Source organism: Acinetobacter sp. EKM10A, assembly GCF_011075215.1.
GTDB lineage: Bacteria > Pseudomonadota > Gammaproteobacteria > Pseudomonadales > Moraxellaceae > Acinetobacter > Acinetobacter baumannii.
On sequence record NZ_JAALLK010000003.1, the window covers coordinates 49,088 to 71,179 of the forward strand.

The following is a 22,092-nucleotide window of genomic DNA, read 5'->3' on the forward strand; positions in this document are numbered from 1 at the left end:
ATGAACCTAAAAATTTAAAGGATTAAAATAGTGGGACGTAAATTCGGTATGTTTCGATGTACGTTGCCACACCTCAAGAAAATCGGCTTGCTGAGGCATAGTCTGTAAATACTCAATACTCGAACTAATCCAGTGGTTATGCTCATCTACATTCATTTGGCCTTTGAGCAATAGCCAACGCAAATAAATAAACCATGTATTGAGCACATCACCTTCACAATAACTGGTTAACTTTAACCATTGTTCTGTACGTACATATTCAGGCACATGATAACCCGACTCACCACGTTTACCTGGTAAACCTAAAATACAGGCTACATCATCGAGTTTCTGGAAATTACGGCCATTAAACATTGCCATAACATCCATTAAATCAATATGACGGTGGTGATAACGGTTTTGGTAATTATTAAAACGCTTCTGACTATCAAGCTCGCCTTGATCAAATAACCCGGGTGCCGAAAGACCATGATACATGGCACGGAACAAAATGACGGGCAAATCAAATTGCGAACCATTCCAGCTCACTAAAGTTGGATGGCGCTTATCAAAAATGGATAGAAATTTCTGTAAAATTTCAGCTTCCGAATAGTGTTCCCGACTAAAAGAAAATAATCTGAAACCTGATTCATCAATCCACAAACCAGAAATACAAACGATTTCATGTAAAGGCAAACGCTGAAAATCCATGCCGGATTCTTGGCGACGGATTTTTGTGAGTGCCTGTTCAACATCTGCCTCTGGCAAATCAAGATGATATAAATGCGCTCCCGCTTTTAAATCAGTTAAAGTTTCAATATCAAAAACTAAAGTAGGAAAACGCATTTTTTCTCTCAATTATGAGTCATCAGTCCTGTACTGAGAACAGGCCTGTAGACAAGTAGCGATCACCACGGTCACAGATAATGCAAACAATCACAGCATCCGGGTTTTCTTCTGCAATTTTTACTGAAGCCCATACCGCCCCCCCAGAAGATGTACCTGCACTAATTCCTTCTTCACGTGCTAAACGGCGAGCCGTTTTTTCCGCTTCAATTTGCGGAATATCCATAATTTGATCAACACGCTTTGGTTCGAAAATCGTAGGTAAATATTCCTGTGGCCAACGGCGAATACCGGCAATATTTGAACCTTCAGAAGGTTGTAAACCAATAATTTGAATATCTGGATTTTGTTCTTTTAAATACTTAGAAACACCCATAATGGTACCGGTTGTACCCATTGAACTTACAAAATGGGTAATCTTTCCACCTGTTTGTTTCCAAATTTCAGGGCCAGTCGTAAGGTAATGAGCTTCGACATTATCTGGATTGCCAAACTGATTGAGGACCAAACCTAGACCTTCAGCTTGCATTTGCAAAGCCATATCTCGTGCAGCTTCCATATTTGGTGCTTCAATCAATTCTGCGCCATAAGCACGCATGGCGTCCTTACGCTCCTGACTTGAATTCCCAGGCATAATCAGTTTCATTTTATAGCCGCGCATCGCCGCAACCATAGCTAAAGCAATACCTGTATTACCACTGGTAGCTTCAACTAATGTATCACCTGGTTTAATTTGACCACGCTTTTCAGCCTGCATAATCATGTTATATGCAGGACGATCTTTTACAGAACCTGCTGGATTATTACCTTCCAATTTTGCTAAAACCGTTGCCTGCGTATGACAAGCCAAGCGCTGCAAACGGACCAGAGGTGTTTTACCTACATAGTGATCTAACAAAAATTCGTCGGCTAAAAAATCAGGTTGTGTATTACTCATGATCAACACCTAAATCGGGGTGGCACTATTGTATGAAAAAATGATCGGTACTGCATCCATTTCACTATGCTTTTTAATGAAAGTGATTAAAGCCCAGTCAGTTATAAAATGCCGTCTGTTTTAAAATAAAGCGTGATAATATGCCCTACAGAGAGATCAATCTGATGTAGCTATGTCTAATTTCAATAAAACCTTATCGAAACGCTTACGTCTGAATCATGCATATGGGCAATTAATTGCTCTTATTTTTGTGCCCATTATGATTTTAACGTGTGTTGGGGCTTTTCTGGTTTTAACTGAAACATCACGTTCTGCAAAGCAACAACAATTGCATCATGCCTCAGCGATTTTGGCACGCTACAATCAAATTGCTAAAGATCTCTACACATTAGTAGAACTACAACCAGACGAATATGATCATGCTCAACATATTATGCAAAGTATGTTTAGCGAGAAAAACCTAAAGCGTGCTGCTTTAATTGATAGTAATGGTCAGACTTATTTAAGTATCGGTTATCGAGATAATCGTTACTGGCCTAACTTCACACAAAACAATAACTTTTTTGGTCCGATCTCTTATAACCATAATAATATTTATGGAGTCCGTATCATTGATACCGCAGGAAAGCCTCCTGTCTGGCTCTTGATTGAAATGGATAATCAACCACTTGAATTAGCGCGTTATCGCATTTTGATTGCTTTAGTCATTACTGGCCTGATGACTTTATTATTACTTTTGCTCTGTCTTAACTTTTATTCTCGCCGCTGGATTGCACCCATGTATGAAATACGTATGCAATTACAGCGTCTCAATGCAGACACTTTAGACCAACACATCGTGATTAACAGTTCCGGTGAGTTAAGATTACTCCAGCGCGATATCGCAAACGTGGTGAAACGCTTACATTTTAGTTTTTTAGAGTTAAAAGAACATACCGAGCAAACAGAAGAAGACTTACGCAGAACTTTAGATACTTTAGAAGTTCAAAACATTACTTACCGTCAAGCACGCGACCAAGCCATTTCATCTAATCAGGCAAAATCGGTTTTCCTTGCCAATATCAGTCATGAACTTCGTACACCGCTTAATAGTATTGATGGCTTTATTCATTTATTACTTCGCCAACAAAATTTAAGTAACGAACAGAACCTTTATTTACAAACTATTCGCAAGTCCTCCGCCCATTTATTAGCATTAATTAATGATGTATTAGATTTCTCAAAAATTGATGCAGGTAAACTGGAACTTGAAACGGCACCTTTTGACTTAGAGGAAGCTGTATTTGATGTCATGGATATGTTGTCACCTTTGGCTGCACAAAAGCATATTGCCATGGCTTTTTATTATGCAGACAATATTCCTCAACAAGTGATTGGTGATGCTTTACGCTTTAAGCAAATTTTGACCAATTTGATTTCCAATGCCATCAAGTTCACGCCAGACGGTGAAATTATTGTTCGTGTACGTATGGAACATGATGACATCGGTCAGTGCTTGCTTCATTTTAGTGTTCAGGACAGTGGTATTGGTTTAAGTGGTACAGACCGTAAAAAATTATTTGAGTCGTTTTCGCAAGGCGATGCATCTGTTACCCGCCAATTTGGTGGTACAGGCTTAGGTCTGGCAATTTCTAAACAATTGGTTCATCTCATGCATGGCCAAATTGGCTTTGAAGATAACCAAGAACGTGCTCCAACAGAAAAAGGTTCAACATTCTGGTTTACTGCACAGTTTGCTGTAGATGAAGAACATGAGATTGAACATCCTCACTTCGAACATTTACAGGTGGTGTCTTATTTAGCCCACCCTGCGACAGCCAGTGTTTTACGCTACTATCTTGAAAATTATCAAGTACCACATATTGAAACTCAATCTATTCTGGACTTGTTTAGCCGTTTAAAACATCTCGACCAGAAAGACAATACATGGCTCATTGTTGATCATAGTGGTGATACTGAAGCTCTACTCAAAGAAATTCGTAGCCGCTATCAAGGTAACTTAGCAGTTTACGGCTATCAAATGACGCTTGAGCCAAACATGCTCACCGAATATCGCGCTCGCCCTCTTTATCAGCCATTAAGCCGTAGTGGTCTCATTCAATTATTAAGTGACCAACCTATCTTTGAAGAGGAACAACAAGACTTTAATGGGCAGGGTTTACATATTTTGGCGGTCGATGACCATTTACCTAACTTAATTGTTTTAGAAGCATTATTAGGTGAGTTAAATGTCAAAACCACTAAGGCTTTAAGTGGTCAAGAAGCGCTTAATATTATTCAAGAAAGAATTGATCAGAAGCTTAAACCATTTGATTTGGTATTTATGGACATTCAAATGCCAGTTATGTCGGGCATTGATACCACACGTGCGATCCGATCTTTAGAATCCACTTTAGATGGGGAAATGCAACTTCCAATTATTGCTCTAACAGCCCACGCACTTGCAGATGAAAAGCAAAAGCTTCTTAAAGTTGGTATGAATGACTATGTCACCAAACCAATTCAAATGGAGCAAATCATTCAAATTTTAACGCAATGGACGAAAAACAACTTCACTGCGCAAAATCTAGCTAAAGATCATCATGTGGTTGCAGAAGCGTTAGATCCAGAAATTTTAAATTGGCAGCAAAGTTTACAACTGGCAGCAAACAAAGAAGATTTAGCTCAAGATCTTCTCAAAATGTTGGTAGATAGCTTCCCAACCGAGCTAGAAGAAATGCAACAACTCATTGAGCTTGAAGACTTTCCTCAGCTTGAGCATGTACTACACCGTCTCTATGGCGCAACACGCTATGTAGGCACACCAAAACTTCAACAAGTGACGGGTGACTTTGAACAATTTATTTCTACGCTACGCAAAGAACGCCGTAGAGCTGACGATGGCTTCATTGAAGAAGTCATGAGACGTTTCGATGAATTAGGTCTCGTCATTAAAGAAGTTGAGAGTGCAGCTCATCAAATTTTAGTCATACCAGATTAAATAACAGTTGCTAAATAGGCATGACTGACCTGTCATGTTTCCAATTTCCAGCCATGCTATGCTCCGCTTATCGATAAAAAAATAAGCGGGAATTTCATGGCACTATTACGTATTGAAAAAAATAATGGCATTGCAACAGTTTATCTAAACCGTCCTGATAAACGTAACGCTATGAGTTTTGCTCTACTCAAAGAACTCGTAACAACGGCTAAAGCTATACAAAAAGACCGAGATATCCGCTGTGTAATTTTGACGGGTGAAGCACAAGTGTTTAGTGCTGGTATTGATTTATCTGACTTAAACAATCCTAAGAACTCTGCATTTGCCATTTGGGAACTTGTTAAACCAGGACAAAGTCTTTTCCAAAAAGCCTTTCTTATTTGGCAAAATTTGCCCGTCCCTGTTATTGCCGCTCTTGAAGGTTATTGTTTTGGGGCAGGTATGCAACTTGCACTAGCTGCCGATATCCGCATTGCCCACCCAGACACTAAAATGTCGATTATGGAAAGCCGCTGGGGCTTAGTACCAGATATGGGTCTTACCCGTTCGCTCAAAGGCTTGATTGGAGTTGACCTTGCAAAAGAGCTGACTTTAACTGCCCGTGTTTTTGACGGAAATTATGCAAAAGATATTGGACTTGTGACTCACTTAAGTGAGAATCCATTAGAAAAAGCAAATGCGATCGCTTCAGAAATGTTGCAGCGCTCACCTGATGCATTGACTGCTGCAAAACGTGTACTAGATGCAATGGAACATCAACCAGAAAAATCATTACGCTTAGAAAAAATCTGGCAACTTAAATTATTACTTGGTAAAAATAGCAAACTTGCTCGTAAAAAAGACAAACATCCGGAAGTTAAATTTTTACCACGCCAATATAGATAAGAGCTTTATTATGAATTTTGATCGTAATACTCCTATTGCTTTTTTAGGCATAGGACTTATGGGAAGCCGTATGGCAAGCCGTCTTATACAAGCCGGCTTTCAGGTCGCAGTATGGAATCGAACAGCATCTGCTTGTGAAGAACTTATTGATATTGGCGCGCATGCACTCGATCTTTCCAACATCGGACAGTACCCTCTCATTTTAACTTGCCTAGCCGACGATAAAGCTGTGCAAGCAGTATTTGATCAAATTCAAACAAACTTAAAAGCGGGTCAGGTCATTGTCGACTTCTCAAGTCTCTCTGTTGCTGCGACAAAAGCACTTGCTCAGGCTGCTGCTTTACAAGATGTGATATGGATTGACTCCCCTGTTTCAGGCGGTACAGCTGGGGCGGAACAAGGCACGCTAGTCATTTTTGCAGGTGGCGATGCTCAAACTATTGAAGCTTTAAGTCCTGTTTATAATGTTCTTTCCCAACGTGTCACACGAATGGGAGATACAGGCACAGGACAAGCAACTAAAATTTGCAATCAACTCATTGTGGCAGCAAACAGCGCCCTGATTGCCGAAGCAGTTGCACTGGCAGACCGCGCGGGCGTAGATACCACTTTACTCGCTCCTGCCCTAGCTGGCGGATTTGCCGACTCAAAACCTTTTCAAATACTGGCACCACGTATGGCGACTCATACTTTCGAACCTGTTCAGTGGAAAGTTCAAACATTATCGAAAGACCTTAACAACGCAGTAACATTGGCTAACAATGTTAATTTAGACATCCCCGTTGCACAAAAAGCTCTATTACAGCTACAAACTCACCAAAAAAATGGCTTTGCTGAGAAAGATTTAGCTACTATGATTCAAGTAGTAGAGCAATAATAAACGGAGTTTGTGTATGGGTCGTCTTGCCGTTAACTTATCCATGATTTTTACCGAAGTTCCTTTAATTGAACGCTTTGCATTAGCCCATGCAGAGGGCTTTGAACATGTAGAAATTCAATTCCCATACGAGCTTGCCATTTCTGATATTCAAGACCAACTTGAACGTTACAACCTAAATTTATGTTTAATTAACGTTCCTGCTGGTGACCTTATGCAAGGTGGAAATGGCTTAGCAGGTATACCGGGTCAAGAGGCAGCATTTCGTGAAGCATTACAGTTAGCGATTCACTATGCCACAGCATTAAAAGTACCACGTGTTAACATTTTGGCAGGCAAGCAACCTCAAGACTCTGACTTACTTCCTTGCCTTAAGACACTTGCAAGCAACTTAAAATTAGCCTGTGATTTACTGACAGAACACGATATTGAACCTGTATTTGAAATGATTAATGGCACAGATATGCCACGCTTTTTGGTACAGAACATTGCCCAAGCCCAAGAAATGCTAGAAGCAGTCAATCACCCTGCCTTAAAAATGCAATACGACTGTTACCATATGGCAATGATGGGTGAAGACGTACTTGAAGGGTTACAAGAAAATATTCACCAGATTGGCCATATTCAGTTTGCAGATTGTCCGGGACGCCATGAACCCGATACAGCTCAAATACCGTATGAGCAAATTTTTTCATGGATTAAGCAAAGTGCTTATGAGGGCTATATTGCGGCAGAATATAAACCTAAAAATGGCTCAAATCAGTCATTTACATGGAAAAAGAAATATTTTTCCGATGATGTAAATATATAAACTGTTACTAGTTTTGTTTGAAATTCTGAGTGAAAACCACTATATTAGATAGTGAGTAATTGTCAGGAAAATATACCCTATATGAATTTAGAACCATCGCCCAGCGTGTCTAATTCTCACGATTTCGCAATGAACACCTCAAATAAAGACGTACAAGCTTGTCTTAAAGTCGTCCATGACGCTTTAGTTGATGTAAAAGCAAAAGATATTCTACAGTTAGATGTTAGTTCTATTAGCAATGTTGCTGATGCTATTGTCATCGCGAGTGGTACTTCTACTCGTCACGTCAAAGCACTTGCTGACAATGTTGCAGAAGAAGCTCGAAAAGCTGGTTTCCGCCCGATTGGCGTTGAAGGCGAACGAGATGCCGAATGGATCTTAATCGATCTTGGCTTTGTTGTAGTACATGTGATGCTACCAACTGCCCGCAAATTCTATGATTTAGAAAGCTTATGGCGTACTGCTCCAGAGTCGGTCGCATAAAATTTTGCTTTTAAAAAAAGCGGCTCTTTTGAGCCGCTTTTTGTTTATATACTTACTCAAACTTTTATTATTTAAACAGCCACCTTTACCCTCTCTTCCTATGAAAAGCTGTTAACTCAACAAAACTTTAATAACACTAACAAGCAAGTCATCAGCCCTACTTAAATTTGACATGACAAATTGTCAGAATTCCAGCACTATACTAATTCTTATAGTCTCATCAATAAATAGCATAACCGGAGCACTAAAAAGTGAAGATACTCATTACAGGCGCCAACACAGGTATTGGTTTTGCCGCAGCAGAACAACTTGTAAAACAAGGGCAACATGTGATCTTGGCGTGCCGAAATCCTCAAAAAGCACAAGAGGCACAAAACAAACTACGCTCACTCGACCAAGGAGAAGTCGATGTCGTTTCTCTCGACTTAAACAGCCTTGAATTAACTCAAAAAGCTGCCGAAGAAATTGCAGATAAATATGGCAGCCTTGATGTACTTATTAATAATGCCGGTCTATTTTCAAAAACAAAGCAACTCACCGTAGATGGGTTTGAACAGCAATTTGGTGTTAACTATTTAGGTCACTTTTTATTAACTCAAAAACTACTCCCCGTTTTAAAGCAGTCTCCTCAAGCACGTATTATTCATCTAGCGTCTATTGCTCACTGGGTTGGCTCAATTAAGCCTAATAAATTTCGTGCGGAAGGTTTTTACAATCCCCTGTTCTATTATGGACAATCCAAGCTTGCAAACTTACTGTTCAGCAATGCATTAGCTGAACAACTAGCAGACAGTTCAATTACCAATAATGCATTACACCCCGGTGGTGTTGCTTCCGATATTTATCGTGATTTACCAAAACCAGTTTATGCAGCCATGAAAGTAGGTTTAGTTCCAACATCGGTTCCTGCAAAGCTCATTACAGAAATGGCGACTGGCGACACATGGCAAAACCGCAATGGTGAATATGTCAGCGCGCATATGCCTGACTGGAAATCCTCTCATGCCAAAAACCAGCAATTAGCACGCGACCTCTATCAGCAATCTATGAATCTAGTGGAAAAGTTCCTCTAACCCTCAAAAAATAAAAAACCACCCGAAGGTGGTTTTTTTATATCAAAGCAACTTAGTGGCCTGTACCATTAATTGCTTTCGTCATATCTTCAACAACTTTCTTAGCATCACCAAAGATCATCATTGTTTTTTCGTTATAGAACAAGTCATTATCAAGTCCAGCATAACCTGTCGCCATAGAACGCTTAATCACCATGATTGTACGTGCTTTATGTGCTTCAAGAATCGGCATACCATAAATTGGTGAACCTGGGTCATCTTTTGCAGCAGGGTTCACAACGTCGTTTGCACCAATAACAAGTACTACGTCAGTTGCCGGGAAGTCTGAGTTAATCTCATCCATTTCCAAGATGTCTTCATATGCTACGTCTGCTTCAGCAAGCAATACGTTCATGTGACCAGGCATACGACCTGCAACCGGGTGAATTGCGAAACGGACGCGAACACCTTGCTCTTTTAGAATTTCGCATAACTCTTTTACAGCATTTTGTGCACGACCTTGCGCCATACCATAACCCGGTACAATCACAACGCTGTCTGCATTTGACATTAAGAAGCCAGCGTCATCAGCAGAACCTGAACGGTAGTTACGCTGAACTTGTTCACCTTTAGCAGCTGTAGAAACTGCTGCACCACCCATTGCACCACCAAACAATACGTTGATGATTGAACGGTTCATTGCTTTACACATGATGTATGACAGAATCGCACCAGATGAACCCACAAGTGAGCCCGCAACGATCAACATGTTGTTTTCAAGGGTAAAACCAATACCTGCTGCTGCCCAACCAGAGAACGAGTTAAGAAGCGATACCACTACAGGCATGTCACCACCACCTACTGGTGCAATCCATACCCAGCCAAATGCAAGTGCAAGTGCGGTCATTGCCCAGAAAGCAGTCATATTGCCAGTTGTGAAGAAGTAAAAACCACAAGCCAACATCGCAACAAAGATAAGTGCTTGAACAGGTTTAACCCATGCACCAGAGATTGTTTTAGCCCATTTTTTCGCAGCCAATTTACCGTAAGCAAACACAGAGGCTGTAAAGGTAATAGCACCAACGAAACAACCAACAAACAATTCAAATAGGTGAACCTTGCTCATGTGTGCATGTTGCACTCCAGCCGCTGTTAATGCTGCCTCATTTTGAGCAAACAATGCTGTAAGCTGGTTGTTATGCAAAATTGCTGCAACTGCAATCAAAACCGCAGCCAAACCCACCAATGAGTGCATAAGTGCAACAGTTTCAGGCATTTGAGTCATGGGTACAGTACGTGCACGTGCAATACCCACAATCGCACCAAGCACCATTGCACCACCAATCATCCAAATAACTGGGTTATTGGCAACAAAGAAGGTTGTTACAACTGCAATCGCCATTGCGATCATACCGTAACGGTTACCTTGAATTGCTGTTTTAGGACCAGATAGACCGCGAAGCGTCAAGATAAAGAGAATTGCGCCTACAAGGTACAACCAGTTTGCATTTGCTTGAATAAATTCCATGTCAAAGCCCTCTTATTTCTTTTGCTTAGGCTTGAACATTTCCAACATGCGTGCAGTTACTGCGAAGCCGCCGAAAATATTAATGCTTGCTAAAAATACTGCAATCGCACCAAGTACGCTCACAACATTCACACTTTGAAATGCAACATTTGCATCTACACCAAGTACAGGCAGGCCAACTGTTTGTAACATCGCACCAACAACAATAATCGATGACAATGCGTTGGTTACCGCCATAAGTGGCGTGTGCAAAGCTGGTGTAACACCCCAAACAACGTAATAACCTACGAAGATGGCAAGGACGAAAATTGTAATAGTTTCAACCATGAGAAATCTCCTTAACCACGCTTAAGCAGCACTTGACCGCCATGAGTGACCAATAGGGCTTTTTGGATTTCGTCTTCTTGATTAATCGCAAAGTTTTTCTCTTTGTCGAATAAAGTCTCTACGAAATTAAAAACGTTACGTGCATATAATGCAGAAGCTTCTGTCGCAACAGTGGCCGGAATATTTGGAATACCCAAAATTTTTACACCATTTTCAGTGACAACAGTTTCGCCAACTTTAGAACCTTCAACGTTACCGCCTGTTTCAACTGCCATATCTAAAATGACAGAGCCTGGTTTCATTTTGGCAACAGTTTCAGCTTTGATCAGACGCGGTGCATCACGACCTGGCAACAATGCTGTTGTAATCACGATATCGGCATTCGACACAGCTTTATCTACAATCGCAGCTTGGTCTTTGATGTATTGCTCACCCGGCATCCAGCCATAACCATTTTTTGCTGCATCTGCTGCACGTTGCTGTTCTTCTTCAGACATTGGTACGTCTAACCACTTACCACCTAAAGACTCAACCTGATCTTTTGCTGTTGGACGTAAATCTGTTGCTTCAACAATTGCACCCAAACGTTTTGCAGTAGCAATCGCTTGAAGGCCTGCAACCCCAACACCCATAATCACAACACGTGCAGGCTTTACAGTACCAGCAGCAGTCATAAGCATTGGGAACATGCGTTGATATTCAGCAGCCGCAAGCAAAACTGATTTATAACCAGCTAAGTTTGCTTGAGAAGACAACACATCCATGTTTTGTGCACGAGAAAGCGTACGAGGAAGCAATTCCAGAGCAAAAGCAGACACTTGCTGATTCGCAAATTGGTCTAGCTCGGTATTACGATAAGGATCAAACATTGCTACAACAGTTGTATTTGCTGCAAGTTTTTGAATTTCCCCGCCTTGTGGCGCACGAACTTTCAAAATAATTTGACTACCCGTATAGGCATCATCCGTAATGGTTGCACCGACCTGTTCATAAGCACTTTCAATGTACGCAGCCTTTACACCAGCACCACGTTCAATCACAACGCTATGACCAGCGCTAATCAACTTCTTTACTGTCTCTGGCGTAGCAGCTACACGATTTTCACCGACGACAGTTTCGGTTGGGATTCCGATCTGCATGAGCGTTCCTCAAGCTAATTTCTCATTGTCAAAAACATTGCAACCCGCAATGTTTCCCCCATGTGTATTCTTTGTACAGAATTTGGATTCTAATTGAACTTTTTGAAAATACCACCCACTATTTATTTAATAAATACCCATATTTTGAACTGATGATTCACGATGTTTGACATGAGGTGTAATATAGGAGGATTTTTCTTTTTTTTGCAGACAATAGTCTCTCTTATACAGTCCTGTATATGAAAATTTCTTTATCTTCGTTTCAAATTGGGTCTTTTTTTGCGCTTTGCTCTGCTTTTCTATTCAGCACAAAAGCGATTTTTATTAAACAAACTTATGCCCTTTCTCCATTAGTAGACGGTACAGTCCTGATGGCTTTACGGATGTTAAGCGCTTTACCGTTTTTTCTATTAATTTGCTGGTTCAATAGGCATCATAATCAGGGCATAAAAAAGAAGGATTGGCTAATTTTAATTTTTGCCGGTCTATTAGGCTACTACTTTGCCAGCTGGCTCGATTTCATGGGCCTCATGTTTATTAGCGCTTCTTTAGAGCGAATCATCCTATTTTTATATCCCACACTTACCGTGATCGCTTCAAGTCTGCTCTACAAACAAAAATTAGATGTAAAAAGTTTATTCGCCATTTTTCTTAGTTATGGTGGAACCGTGTTAGTGATGCTGCAAGAGCACAACAATGCACCAATTCAGGGCAACTTTTGGCTCGGAACAAGTTTTGTATTTGCTAGCGCTGTAGCTTTTGCCGGTTATTTACTGCTGACCCCACCATTAATTAAAAAATTTGGTTCTTGGAATTTCACAGGTTTAGCTTTAACAGTTGCCTGTATAGGTACATTAACCCATTACACTTTAAGTACCACTCACCCGTTTCAACTCCTATTACAACTTCCCTCAAGTGTAATTTGGTACGGGATTGGCTTAGGCTTTTTAGTCACTGTCTTACCTACCGTTATGCTTATGCAAAGTATTGAGCGACTCGGAGCATCTCAATCTGCAATGATTGCTTCGATCGGACCAGTTTTAACGATTTTGCTTGCCGTTGCTTTTTTAAATGAAAACCTAAATATATGGCAATGGTTCGGTTGTTTCCTCAATATAGTCGGCGTAATGATGATTACTTTAAGAAAGAAAAGACTAAAACACTAAATGCTCTTGACCTCAACTTAAGTTGAGGTTGGATACTCATCTAAATTTTATTAAACGGTTGAGTTCCATGAACAAAGAAATTTTTAAAATCATAAATCCTTCTACTTTATATGACCCAATACCTAACGCTTATAGTCATGTCGCTGTAGTAAGCAATTTTAACAATATTATTCATATTGCAGGTCAAGGTGGCGAAGACCAACAAGGTCAATTAAGTTCTCATTTCAGTGAACAAGTCCTACAAGCATTTGAAAATATTAACTATGCTTTAGTAGCTGCCAATGCAGAGCTTACGGATATCGCTGTTTTAAGAATTCTAGTTGTTGACCATTCGGTAGAAAAACATGAGATTTTGATTAAAATTATGAAGGATTTATGGAAAAATCATCCTTTTCCAGCCTGCACACTCATTCCTGTGCCGCGTCTTGCACTAGAACATATGCTCATTGAAGTCGAAGCAACGGCATACACTTAATAAAATCGAGAGAACATCATGTCTACCCCTGAAGATATCAGTCAAAATAAACCTTTACTTTGGTTGATGGCAGCAGCATGTGGCCTATCTGCAGGTGTGAATTACTATTGCCAACCCCTTATTCACTCTATTCAGCAAGATTTTGCTGTAACTCAGGCACAAGCTGCTTTAACAGTAACATTTGCTCAGGTGTCTTATGCCTTAGGTTTACTCTTTATTGTTCCGATGGGTGATATTGTCAATAAAGCCAAAGCTATTCCGTTTTTGATGATGCTTTGTGCAGTTGGCCTATTTACCTCTGCTTTTGCTGTTAACTTACCTATGCTCTGGATCGGTACAATTTTAGCAGGTTTGTTTTCAGTTGCAGCTCAAGTGCTTATTCCTCTTGCAACAATGACGGTTAAACCTGAAAAAACTGGTGAGATTATTGGCTTCTTAATGAGTGGCTTATTGGTCGGGATTTTACTCTCTACCAGTCTGGCTGGCTTATTTTCCAACCTTTTCCACTGGAAAGTCGTTTATGCCATAAGCGGTATATTAATGCTTCTGTTGGCCTATACCTTAAAAAGCCGCCTGCCTTATGTCATGCGTATGAAACTGAACTATGGACAAATCTTTGTTTCCATGGCTCAGCTTTTAAAGCAGGAAAAGCGACTATTATTAAGAGCACTTACAGGTGCATTCGCCTTTGCGTCAGTGAGTATTTTGTATTCAACAATCGCGTTACTACTGACCTCGGCACATCATTTACCCGATCTATTTATTGGACTGGTACCTTTAGTCGGTATCTTTGGTGCGTTATCAACACGTTATATCGGCAAATATGCCGACCAAGGCTACACACGTTTACTCACCTGGATGGGTTGCGGGCTATTTTTGGTAAGCTGGATTTGTTTCTATTTCGGACAAACTCTACTTTCAGCTTATGTTATTGGTTTTGCTTTAATTCAATTGGCACTTGCCCTTGTTCACACTAGCAACCAAAGTATTATCTTCCGTTTACGTCCCGATGCTAAATCTCGTATTAATGCTATTTATATGACTACTTACTTTATTGGTGGTGCAGCTGGCTCGGCATTAGGGATTTTTGCATGGAATCGTGGTGGATGGACCATGACTTGCCTTGCAGGTGTAGGACTCGTTGTGTTTTGTATTTTATTTAGCATGATTGATGCTTTCTTACAAAAAAAGCAAATGGCTTAGCTATAAGGTAATTTGTTAAAAATCATCTTACTATATCTAACATTAGGGCGGTTATAAATTACGCAGTTAAATGCCACTGTCGATTCAGGGCTAAACCCCGTATAATGCTGCCCTTTCTTTAATTTAGCGACTTTTGGGTCTTTCGGTTATGCAATCACTTCAATCGTTACAACCTCGTATTTCAGTAGCCCCAATGATGGATTGGACACACAATTAAAATATTTTTTAAATTATCATAATCTTAAACAATTTTTAGGATTTCATGGTGTAAATTAGGTGTAAATTTCAACTTAACTAAAAAACTATTTGATTCAATTATAACTATCTATCTCTGAAACGAGTGAAGATTCCTACGAATACTCGCTAAACCTATGTCATCGCATATCTATATAAGAGTAAATCTTTAAGACTAATATTAGATTTAAGGACCAAGCAATCCTACTACAATATATTAGATACCAACACACCTCGAAGTAGCCACAGTGCAAAAACAAAAAAACATACAACCTTTTGTTTTTTAAAAAATTTAATAAAATTACTTAGATAATAAACTTTTTATATATCTCATAATCTAACCATAACCTAATAAGAAATTTATTAATTTTAAAGTATTTAAGAGTAGTAAAAGTTTTGATAAGGTTATGACAGCAGAAAATAATTAAATCTTGAGTATTTCTAATGAATATTGAAATTTGTACTCCTAACTCCGCTACAACTAAAGAAAAGGGTGATTTACTAGAAAAACTGTGTAAAAAAATGCTTGAAGCACAAAATTATCTAGTGACAGAGGAAGTGCGAAAGACTGGCAGTGAATTAGATTTATTATGTGAACATAAAGTTTCTGGGAAAAAAATTTATGTTGAGTGTAAAGCATATAGAGATAAAAAAATTGATGCCCCAATCATAAGACAATTATTTGGTACAGTTGTATTTGAGAACTATAGTGAAGGCTGGTTAATAGGTACTTCAGAATTTAGTAAAGATGCGAAAGGATTTTGTGAGGAGCTACCTAGTCGACCACTTGGTGATCGTATAGTAGTCTATTCATCAACAGATATTATTGAATCACTACAAGCATCTAAAATTATTAGCTCAATACCTCGTGAACATCTCGAACAACACCTTGATATAAACAGCATTGGTGAATGGTTTTTATTAATTACAACTTTTGGAAATTTTTGGGTAAGTACAATATTAAGTGCAGGCATTCCAACAAATGCTGTATGTTATTATGCAAAAACAGGCGTCTTAGTTGAAGATCAAGAACTACTAGATAACATTGCCTCTACAGATAGTAGTCTTTCTAAGTTAGATTTTTCTAAAATTATAAATACAAAAAAAGAGATGAAACCTTTGTTTGACTCTCAAATTGAAGTTGTAGAAGTTCAAAGAGGCGAAGATTGGAATGACTATCGACCTGCACGTCCACAGGATTTCGTAGGAAGAACTAAGGATATTCAAGAGATTTTTGATTTTTTTAAGAAGATTAGAGCAAATGAAATAAATACTAGGATTTTTGCTATTACTGGTAATTCTGGATTAGGCAAGAGTTCTTTGATTATTACTCTTTCTGAAAAAGCTAAAAATCGTCATCAAAAACAAAAATTATTTCTTTACGCTATTGATGTTCGTGCGGCTAAATCACCAGAATATATTTACTCCGCATTGTTAAAAACTTTACAAGAGGCCCAAATAAAAGGTTTTGGTGATCCAACTATTAAATTACAAATAACTAACGTAAACCATCCTTTAGAGTCTGAATCTATAGCTAAATACTTGAATAGCCTTGAAAGATCAAAGCAATTAGTAGTATTAGTTTTTGACCAATTTGAAGAATTGTTTAGCAAACCAGAGCTATTCGAACTATTTAATAATGCAACGAACATTCTATTAGATGCCGCTAGTTTAAAAACAAATTTATGCATAGGTTTTGCATGGAAGACTGATAGTACAACCCACTCGGAACATCCTGCTTATTTCTTCTGGCATCGTTTGTCAGATTATCGAATTGTAAGAAAATTAAATCCATTTTCTGTTAGAGAATCTAATGCTGTCATAAATAAGTTTGAGGAAGCAATTGGAGAAAAAGTTCATAGCGACTTAAGACATAACTTAATTGTAAGTAGTCAGGGTTATCCATGGTTGTTAAAGAAACTATGCATTCATTTACATGAAAAAATATTGTCAGGCCAAAAACAAGAGGAGCTTTTAGAGAATAAATTAGATATCTCAAGTCTTTTTGCTAGCGATTTAGAAGAGTTAAATCCTAATGAAGTTAGAGCTTTAAAATTTATTGCTCAAAGAGCACCTGTTGATCTTGTTGATACAATTGATACATGTGGAGAAGATGTAGTCACAAACCTGCTTCATAAACGACTAATCATTAAAAGTGGTATTAGATTAAATATTTATTGGGATATTTTTAGAGAATATATATTAACAGAGAGTATTCCTATTATTTCTCTTCGCTATTTACCATCAAATGATTTTCTAGCAATCTGGAATGTAGCGCAACATTTAACAGGCACTCCAATTTCCATTCCCGAATTGGAAATTAAAACGAATTTATCTGATGGTACTATTCAAAATATTGGTACAGACTTACTGACATTTGGCATTGCGGTAAGGGAGAATAGCCAATATTCATTGTCAGAGGAAATCTTAGCTACAGGGAATTCCATGGAAAGTATTCTCTCATTAATGAGAGAAAAATTTAAAAAACATATTATTACTTTAAGTTTAAAGGACTTACCTAATGGCACAAATATTACTTTGGCTTTCTTTATAGACTTAATGAAAAGTATCTACTCTAACAATGATTATGCAGATAAAACATGGAGATACTATGCTATCAGAATGTGTAAATGGCTAGAAATTACAGGCTTTTTATCTCGGTCAATTGAAACATACACATGGTTTTATAAAGATATAGGTTCTGTAAAAACATCTGTCAGTAACGTTAGACGCCAGCAATCTTCTTTTTTCATACCAAGAAATAGTCCTCAATTAACTATAAATATTTATAATGAACTTAAGGGTAAGAAAATTTCTGAATACAAAAATGGTAGTAGTAATGCCAAAGCTGTGGAAATTTTCAAGAGATATAATTTAGTTGATGATGATAATAAAATTAGAGAGGTTGAAGATATCGAATCTTATCTTTACGATGCGATTTCAAATGAGTTAAGTATCCAAGAAACCATATTAATAAAGAAACTGTATTCAGGAACTAAAAAATTAACTGCATCATTCGTTGGGCAGCTCCTGAGAGATAAGCATGATATTAAGTGGGCTGAAGGTACTGTGGAGTATGCAGGTAAAAAGCTAAACAGTTGGGCTAGCTGGTATGAAAATTTCGATTTATAAATTTTGGATACCAATTACCTTCAAGCCCTCCCACCTAACAGAACTCAAACCTTTGATAATCTAGTTTTCGTCGATTAGGTATTTAACAATGAGTAAATGAGATGTTTTCTGGGGAGTAAGTAATTTATCTCCCCCTTCAACTATTTAATCTATAGCTAAGTAAACAGCTATTTCATCGACTACTGCTTTGGCTGTTCTAGAAACCCCAATTAATGTTGCCGATGCCATGCCTGTCCATTCACCATAACCAACTAGCCAAAGGTTGTTTATTTTTATTGAACGCCCATCATTGACAGCAACAGTCTGATTAGGTTCTATCACTCCTAGACTCCTTAAGTGATTTAGGGATGCTTTGAAGCCTGTACACCAAATCACAGCATCAACCAATTGTGTTGAACCATCCTCCCAAACAACCGAATATTCTTTAAATGCTTTAAAGGGTTCTCTGCTATGTAATACCCCACGTTCACGTGCATCTTTGACACTATCAATCATGACAATATCCCCTAGACCACCAATGGGTTGATCAACTATTCGTCCCTCCTGTTGTGCCTTCAAACGTTCTGTTGCTCGAAGGAATAAAACACGCCCATCAACATCATCCGATAAAAATTGAGGAGGATTTACTGTGATCCAAATAGTGTCTGCAACTTCTGAAACTTCAGCAAGAATTTGAGCACCAGAGTTACCTCCTCCTATCACTAGAACCTTTTTATTAATAAAAGGTTCTGGATTAACATAATGTGCTGAATGGGTTTGTATTCCTTTAAATCTTTCTAATCCTTCGTAATGTGGAATATAAGGCTGACTCCATGTACCTGTAGCACTGACAACGGCCTTTGCTCGCCAATATTTATCACCCGCATATACATCTAAGCAGTCATTTTTTTTCTCAATATGATCAACATGTATAGGTCGAATGACAGGAAATTGATAGCGTTGTTCGTATGCAGATAAGTATTGAATCACCTCATTCCGCGTTGGATAAGTTTGTTCAGTTTTTGGCATCATCCAGCCCGACAACGAACTCCAAGTATTTGGAGAAAAAAGACGTAAAGACTCCCAAGCATGTAACCATGCACCACCTGCCTGATTTTGGTCATCTAAAATCACAAATGGAATTTTCTTACGTTTTAAAAAATAGGCTGTAGCAAGAGCTGCTTGTCCACCACCAATAATGACTACATCTACTTCAGCTTGTAATTGAGACAAATTATCTCTCCCTCTTCTTTATTGTCATAAACAAAATCAAAAGCCCAGCCTGTTTAACAGACTGGGCTTATTTCTTAAAACTTTCAAGTGATTGAATTAGCTTTTCAATCGTTCAATTGATCTAGATATTTTTCAGCATCTAGAGCAGCCATACAGCCTGACCCAGCTGAAGTAATCGCTTGACGATAAATGCTGTCAGCGACGTCACCAGCAGCAAAAACACCAGCTACAGAAGTTGCTGTTGCATTACCAGAAGTACCGCTTTGTACTTGGATATAGCCATCACGTAAGTTTAATTGACCATCAAACATTCCAGTATTTGGTTTGTGGCCAATTGCAACGAATAGACCATGAACCTCTACGTCTTGCTTAGACTCATCTTGAGTTGATTTAAGGCGAACACTTGTTACACCAGTATTGTCACCCAATACTTCTTCAACTTCGTGATTCCAGATAATGCTGATTTTGCCTTCTTTTTCTTTAGCAAATAAATGATCTTGCAAAATCTTTTCAGAACGTAAGCTATCACGGCGGTGTACTAGCGTTACATGTGAAGCAATATTTGATAAATAAAGCGCTTCTTCAACAGCAGTGTTACCACCACCTACAACCATTACTTTTTGGTTTTTGTAGAAGAAACCATCACATGTTGCACATGCGCTTACGCCTTGTCCCATAAAGTTTTGTTCAGACTCTAGGCCAAGATATTGAGCTGTAGCACCAGTTGCAATAATCAAAGCATCACATGTGTACTCTTCCATATCACCTTTTAGAACAAAAGGACGTACGTTTAAGTCCACTTCGTTAATATGGTCATAGACGAGTTCTGTACCAAAGCGTTCAGCATGTGCTTGCATACGATCCATTAATGCAGGACCAGTTAAACCTTCAGGATCGCCCGGCCAGTTGTCAACTTCGGTTGTTGTTGTAAGTTGCCCACCTAGTTGTAAACCCGCAATTAAAGTAGGTTTAAGGTTTGCACGCGCTGCATAGACAGCTGCACTATAGCCCGCAGGGCCAGAACCGAGAATTATCAGACGTGAATGTCTACTTTGCATTTAGTTCTCTCCAATGTGTTACAGACTACGCTGGTTAACACGTTTAGATAATTCTTCAGCAGATTCTTTACGCTCAGAATATCGATCAGTTAGATACAGGCTTTGTCCACGCGTAAGTAATGTAAACTTATAGAGTTCTTCCATCACATCTACTATACGATCGTAATAAGAAGATGCTTTCATACGTCCATCTTCTTCAAACTCTAAAAAGGCTTTAGGAATTGAAGATTGATTCGGGATTGTAATCATCCGCATCCAGCGCCCCAAAATACGCATCTGGTTAACGCTATTAAAAGATTGTGAACCACCACTAACTTGCATAAGTGCTAAAGTTTTACCTTGCGTCGCACGTATTGCACCACCAGCCAAAGGAATCCAGTCGATTTGGGATTTAAAAATAGAACTCATAGAACCATGACGCTCAGGTGAACACCAAACCATACCCTCTGACCAAGCCAAAAGTTCATGCAATTCTTTTACTTTTGGATGTTCAGTATCGGCATCTTCTGGCAAAGGCAATCCTTTCGGATGAAAGATTTTCACCTCAGCACCAAACTCCTCCAAGATTCGTCCTGCTTCCATCACCGCTAAACGACTATAAGAACGTTCACGATTCGAGCCATATAACAATAAGATGCGTGGTGCATGATCCAGTGCTTTAGCTTGAACTTTCTCTAAAGTAGGTCGATCAAGAAGATTCATATCAACATTTGGGAGATTCATAGATTTACACCGATTCAAAATACTTTTTTCTTAGCCATAAAGAGACACTGACCAAAGCAATCAAAACTGGTACTTCAACTAATGGCCCAATGACTGTAGTAAATGCCACAGGCGATGCTAAACCAAAGGTTGCAATGGCTACAGCCAGTGCTAACTCAAAATTATTACCCGCAGCAGTAAATGAAATTGCTGTAGTTTTTGGGTAGTCATTACCCATCCACTTACTCATAAAGAAACTAATGAAGAACATTACGATAAAGTAAATTGTTAATGGAATCGCAATTCGAATTACATCCAAAGGCAGACTCACTACATCTCCACCTTTGAGACTAAACATAGCAACAATAGTAAACAGTAATGCCAATAGACTTAATGGACTGATCTTCGGTAAAAAGACATTTTGGTACCACTCTAAGCCTTTGGCGTTGACTAAGATCAAACGGGTCAAGAAACCAAGAAAAAAAGGAATACCCAAGTAAATTAATACCGCGTGGGTAATCGTCCAAAAATCCACATTGATTACTTGCCCAGCAATACCAAAATAAGGTGGTAAGAAGGTAAGAAATAACCAAGCATAAGTACTAAAGAACAAAATCTGAAAGATACTATTGAATGCAACCAATGCTGCTACATATTGGTTATCGCCGCAGGCTAAACCATTCCAAACTAAAACCATTGCAATACAACGAGCTAATCCGATCAGGATTAGTCCAGTCATATACTCTGGATAGCTATGCAAAAAAATAATTGCTAATGCAAACATTAATACAGGAGCAATAATCCAGTTCTGTACTAAAGACAAAGTTAATGTTCTTTTGTCTTTAAATACTTGTGGTAGAGCTGCATAGTCCACTTTGGCTAACGGTGGATACATCATCAGAATCAAACCAATCGCAATTGGAATATTGACAGAATCCACACTCATTTTGTCTAAAGTAACGGAAGCTTGAGGTAAGAAGACACCTATCGCAATCCCCAACCCCATCGCAATGAAAATCCATAGCGTCAGGTTACGATCTAAAAATGACAGTCTTTGTTGAGCCAT

At 38.8% G+C, this 22,092-nt stretch carries 19 protein-coding genes; 10 read left to right on the forward strand and 9 right to left on the reverse strand.

Annotated elements, in window-relative coordinates; all coding sequences use genetic code 11:
• Positions 1 to 6 precede the first annotated feature (6 nt).
• The gene (locus G9371_RS04935) at positions 7 to 825 is read right to left on the reverse strand and encodes a 3'-5' exonuclease (protein ID WP_001212165.1); all 819 of its coding nucleotides are present in this window, start codon (positions 823 to 825) and stop codon (positions 7 to 9) included.
• A gap of 22 nt (positions 826 to 847) precedes the next feature.
• Positions 848 to 1,762 carry a cysteine synthase CysM gene (gene cysM, locus G9371_RS04940; RefSeq protein WP_000072604.1) on the reverse strand — a complete coding sequence of 305 codons (915 nt, stop codon included), beginning with the start codon at positions 1,760 to 1,762 and terminating at the stop codon, positions 848 to 850.
• Positions 1,763 to 1,934: 172 nt separating this feature from the next.
• Here cysM and G9371_RS04945 point away from each other — a divergent pair, with 172 nt between their 5' ends.
• The 6 genes from G9371_RS04945 to G9371_RS04970 all read left to right on the forward strand — a co-directional run bounded on the left by G9371_RS04945 (position 1,935) and on the right by G9371_RS04970 (position 8,871).
• Positions 1,935 to 4,742, forward strand: a complete 2,808-nt coding sequence (locus tag G9371_RS04945) for an ATP-binding protein (RefSeq protein WP_000064534.1) — start codon at positions 1,935 to 1,937, stop codon at positions 4,740 to 4,742.
• Between the two features lie 96 nt (positions 4,743 to 4,838).
• Positions 4,839 to 5,627: a crotonase/enoyl-CoA hydratase family protein gene (locus G9371_RS04950; RefSeq protein ID WP_001196726.1), complete on the forward strand. Its 789-nt coding sequence runs from the start codon at positions 4,839 to 4,841 to the stop codon at positions 5,625 to 5,627.
• Between the two features lie 10 nt (positions 5,628 to 5,637).
• Entirely contained in the window at positions 5,638 to 6,504 is an 867-nt protein-coding gene (locus G9371_RS04955; protein WP_001008362.1) for an NAD(P)-dependent oxidoreductase, read from the forward strand.
• Between the two features lie 16 nt (positions 6,505 to 6,520).
• Entirely contained in the window at positions 6,521 to 7,315 is a 795-nt protein-coding gene (locus G9371_RS04960) for a hydroxypyruvate isomerase family protein (protein ID WP_000532983.1), read from the forward strand.
• Between the two features lie 81 nt (positions 7,316 to 7,396).
• Entirely contained in the window at positions 7,397 to 7,798 is a 402-nt protein-coding gene (rsfS, locus tag G9371_RS04965; protein WP_001047580.1) for a ribosome silencing factor, read from the forward strand.
• A 251-nt stretch (positions 7,799 to 8,049) separates the two neighbouring features.
• Positions 8,050 to 8,871, forward strand: a complete 822-nt coding sequence (locus G9371_RS04970) for an SDR family NAD(P)-dependent oxidoreductase (protein WP_000697812.1) — start codon at positions 8,050 to 8,052, stop codon at positions 8,869 to 8,871.
• A gap of 52 nt (positions 8,872 to 8,923) precedes the next feature.
• On the opposite strand, the gene G9371_RS04975 is transcribed toward G9371_RS04970, so the two are convergent.
• From G9371_RS04975 to G9371_RS04985, 3 genes are read right to left on the reverse strand one after another with little or no spacing between them, the layout of a single operon-like run.
• Positions 8,924 to 10,378 (reverse strand): NAD(P)(+) transhydrogenase (Re/Si-specific) subunit beta, encoded by a 1,455-nt coding sequence (locus G9371_RS04975; RefSeq protein WP_000394402.1) that lies wholly within the window; start codon positions 10,376 to 10,378, stop codon positions 8,924 to 8,926.
• Positions 10,379 to 10,390: 12 nt separating this feature from the next.
• Positions 10,391 to 10,705, reverse strand: coding sequence for a proton-translocating transhydrogenase family protein (locus G9371_RS04980; RefSeq protein ID WP_000230434.1), 315 nt, complete (start codon positions 10,703 to 10,705; stop codon positions 10,391 to 10,393).
• A gap of 11 nt (positions 10,706 to 10,716) precedes the next feature.
• Entirely contained in the window at positions 10,717 to 11,844 is a 1,128-nt protein-coding gene (locus tag G9371_RS04985; RefSeq protein ID WP_029423652.1) for a Re/Si-specific NAD(P)(+) transhydrogenase subunit alpha, read from the reverse strand.
• A gap of 239 nt (positions 11,845 to 12,083) precedes the next feature.
• Here G9371_RS04985 and G9371_RS04990 point away from each other — a divergent pair, with 239 nt between their 5' ends.
• From G9371_RS04990 to G9371_RS05005, 4 genes are all read left to right on the forward strand, one after another.
• Entirely contained in the window at positions 12,084 to 13,010 is a 927-nt protein-coding gene (locus G9371_RS04990) for a DMT family transporter (protein WP_000703587.1), read from the forward strand.
• Between the two features lie 67 nt (positions 13,011 to 13,077).
• On the forward strand, positions 13,078 to 13,485 hold the full coding sequence (locus G9371_RS04995; protein WP_001031011.1) for a RidA family protein: 408 nt from the start codon (positions 13,078 to 13,080) through the stop codon (positions 13,483 to 13,485).
• A gap of 18 nt (positions 13,486 to 13,503) precedes the next feature.
• Positions 13,504 to 14,688 (forward strand): MFS transporter, encoded by a 1,185-nt coding sequence (locus G9371_RS05000; RefSeq protein WP_029423651.1) that lies wholly within the window; start codon positions 13,504 to 13,506, stop codon positions 14,686 to 14,688.
• A 678-nt stretch (positions 14,689 to 15,366) separates the two neighbouring features.
• Positions 15,367 to 18,054 (forward strand): restriction endonuclease, encoded by a 2,688-nt coding sequence (locus G9371_RS05005; protein WP_001019261.1) that lies wholly within the window; start codon positions 15,367 to 15,369, stop codon positions 18,052 to 18,054.
• 144 nt (positions 18,055 to 18,198) lie between these two features.
• Here G9371_RS05005 and G9371_RS05010 read toward each other — a convergent pair whose 3' ends face one another.
• The 4 genes from G9371_RS05010 to arsB all read right to left on the reverse strand — a co-directional run bounded on the left by G9371_RS05010 (position 18,199) and on the right by arsB (position 22,092).
• Positions 18,199 to 19,266 carry an ArsO family NAD(P)H-dependent flavin-containing monooxygenase gene (locus tag G9371_RS05010; RefSeq protein WP_000080827.1) on the reverse strand — a complete coding sequence of 356 codons (1,068 nt, stop codon included), beginning with the start codon at positions 19,264 to 19,266 and terminating at the stop codon, positions 18,199 to 18,201.
• A gap of 104 nt (positions 19,267 to 19,370) precedes the next feature.
• The gene (trxB, locus tag G9371_RS05015; RefSeq protein WP_001191832.1) at positions 19,371 to 20,324 is read right to left on the reverse strand and encodes a thioredoxin-disulfide reductase; all 954 of its coding nucleotides are present in this window, start codon (positions 20,322 to 20,324) and stop codon (positions 19,371 to 19,373) included.
• An 18-nt stretch (positions 20,325 to 20,342) separates the two neighbouring features.
• Positions 20,343 to 21,047 (reverse strand): arsenical resistance protein ArsH, encoded by a 705-nt coding sequence (arsH, locus tag G9371_RS05020; RefSeq protein ID WP_001052988.1) that lies wholly within the window; start codon positions 21,045 to 21,047, stop codon positions 20,343 to 20,345.
• 4 nt (positions 21,048 to 21,051) lie between these two features.
• Entirely contained in the window at positions 21,052 to 22,092 is a 1,041-nt protein-coding gene (arsB, locus tag G9371_RS05025) for an ACR3 family arsenite efflux transporter (RefSeq protein ID WP_000068658.1), read from the reverse strand.

What these genes read in the sequence shown, in the direction of transcription:
- G9371_RS04935 (WP_001212165.1), bottom strand. Translation starts at nt 825, where the DNA reads ATGCGTTTTCCTACTTTAGTTTTTGATATTGAAACTTTAACTGATTTA.
- cysM (WP_000072604.1), bottom strand. Translation starts at nt 1,762, where the DNA reads ATGAGTAATACACAACCTGATTTTTTAGCCGACGAATTTTTGTTAGAT.
- G9371_RS04945 (WP_000064534.1), top strand. Translation starts at nt 1,935, where the DNA reads ATGTCTAATTTCAATAAAACCTTATCGAAACGCTTACGTCTGAATCAT.
- G9371_RS04950 (WP_001196726.1), top strand. Translation starts at nt 4,839, where the DNA reads ATGGCACTATTACGTATTGAAAAAAATAATGGCATTGCAACAGTTTAT.
- G9371_RS04955 (WP_001008362.1), top strand. Translation starts at nt 5,638, where the DNA reads ATGAATTTTGATCGTAATACTCCTATTGCTTTTTTAGGCATAGGACTT.
- G9371_RS04960 (WP_000532983.1), top strand. Translation starts at nt 6,521, where the DNA reads ATGGGTCGTCTTGCCGTTAACTTATCCATGATTTTTACCGAAGTTCCT.
- rsfS (WP_001047580.1), top strand. Translation starts at nt 7,397, where the DNA reads ATGAATTTAGAACCATCGCCCAGCGTGTCTAATTCTCACGATTTCGCA.
- G9371_RS04975 (WP_000394402.1), bottom strand. Translation starts at nt 10,378, where the DNA reads ATGGAATTTATTCAAGCAAATGCAAACTGGTTGTACCTTGTAGGCGCA.
- G9371_RS04980 (WP_000230434.1), bottom strand. Translation starts at nt 10,705, where the DNA reads ATGGTTGAAACTATTACAATTTTCGTCCTTGCCATCTTCGTAGGTTAT.
- G9371_RS04985 (WP_029423652.1), bottom strand. Translation starts at nt 11,844, where the DNA reads ATGCAGATCGGAATCCCAACCGAAACTGTCGTCGGTGAAAATCGTGTA.
- G9371_RS04990 (WP_000703587.1), top strand. Translation starts at nt 12,084, where the DNA reads ATGAAAATTTCTTTATCTTCGTTTCAAATTGGGTCTTTTTTTGCGCTT.
- G9371_RS04995 (WP_001031011.1), top strand. Translation starts at nt 13,078, where the DNA reads ATGAACAAAGAAATTTTTAAAATCATAAATCCTTCTACTTTATATGAC.
- G9371_RS05000 (WP_029423651.1), top strand. Translation starts at nt 13,504, where the DNA reads ATGTCTACCCCTGAAGATATCAGTCAAAATAAACCTTTACTTTGGTTG.
- G9371_RS05005 (WP_001019261.1), top strand. Translation starts at nt 15,367, where the DNA reads ATGAATATTGAAATTTGTACTCCTAACTCCGCTACAACTAAAGAAAAG.
- trxB (WP_001191832.1), bottom strand. Translation starts at nt 20,324, where the DNA reads ATGCAAAGTAGACATTCACGTCTGATAATTCTCGGTTCTGGCCCTGCG.
- arsH (WP_001052988.1), bottom strand. Translation starts at nt 21,047, where the DNA reads ATGAATCTCCCAAATGTTGATATGAATCTTCTTGATCGACCTACTTTA.
- arsB (WP_000068658.1), bottom strand. Translation starts at nt 22,092, where the DNA reads ATGGCTCAACAAAGACTGTCATTTTTAGATCGTAACCTGACGCTATGG.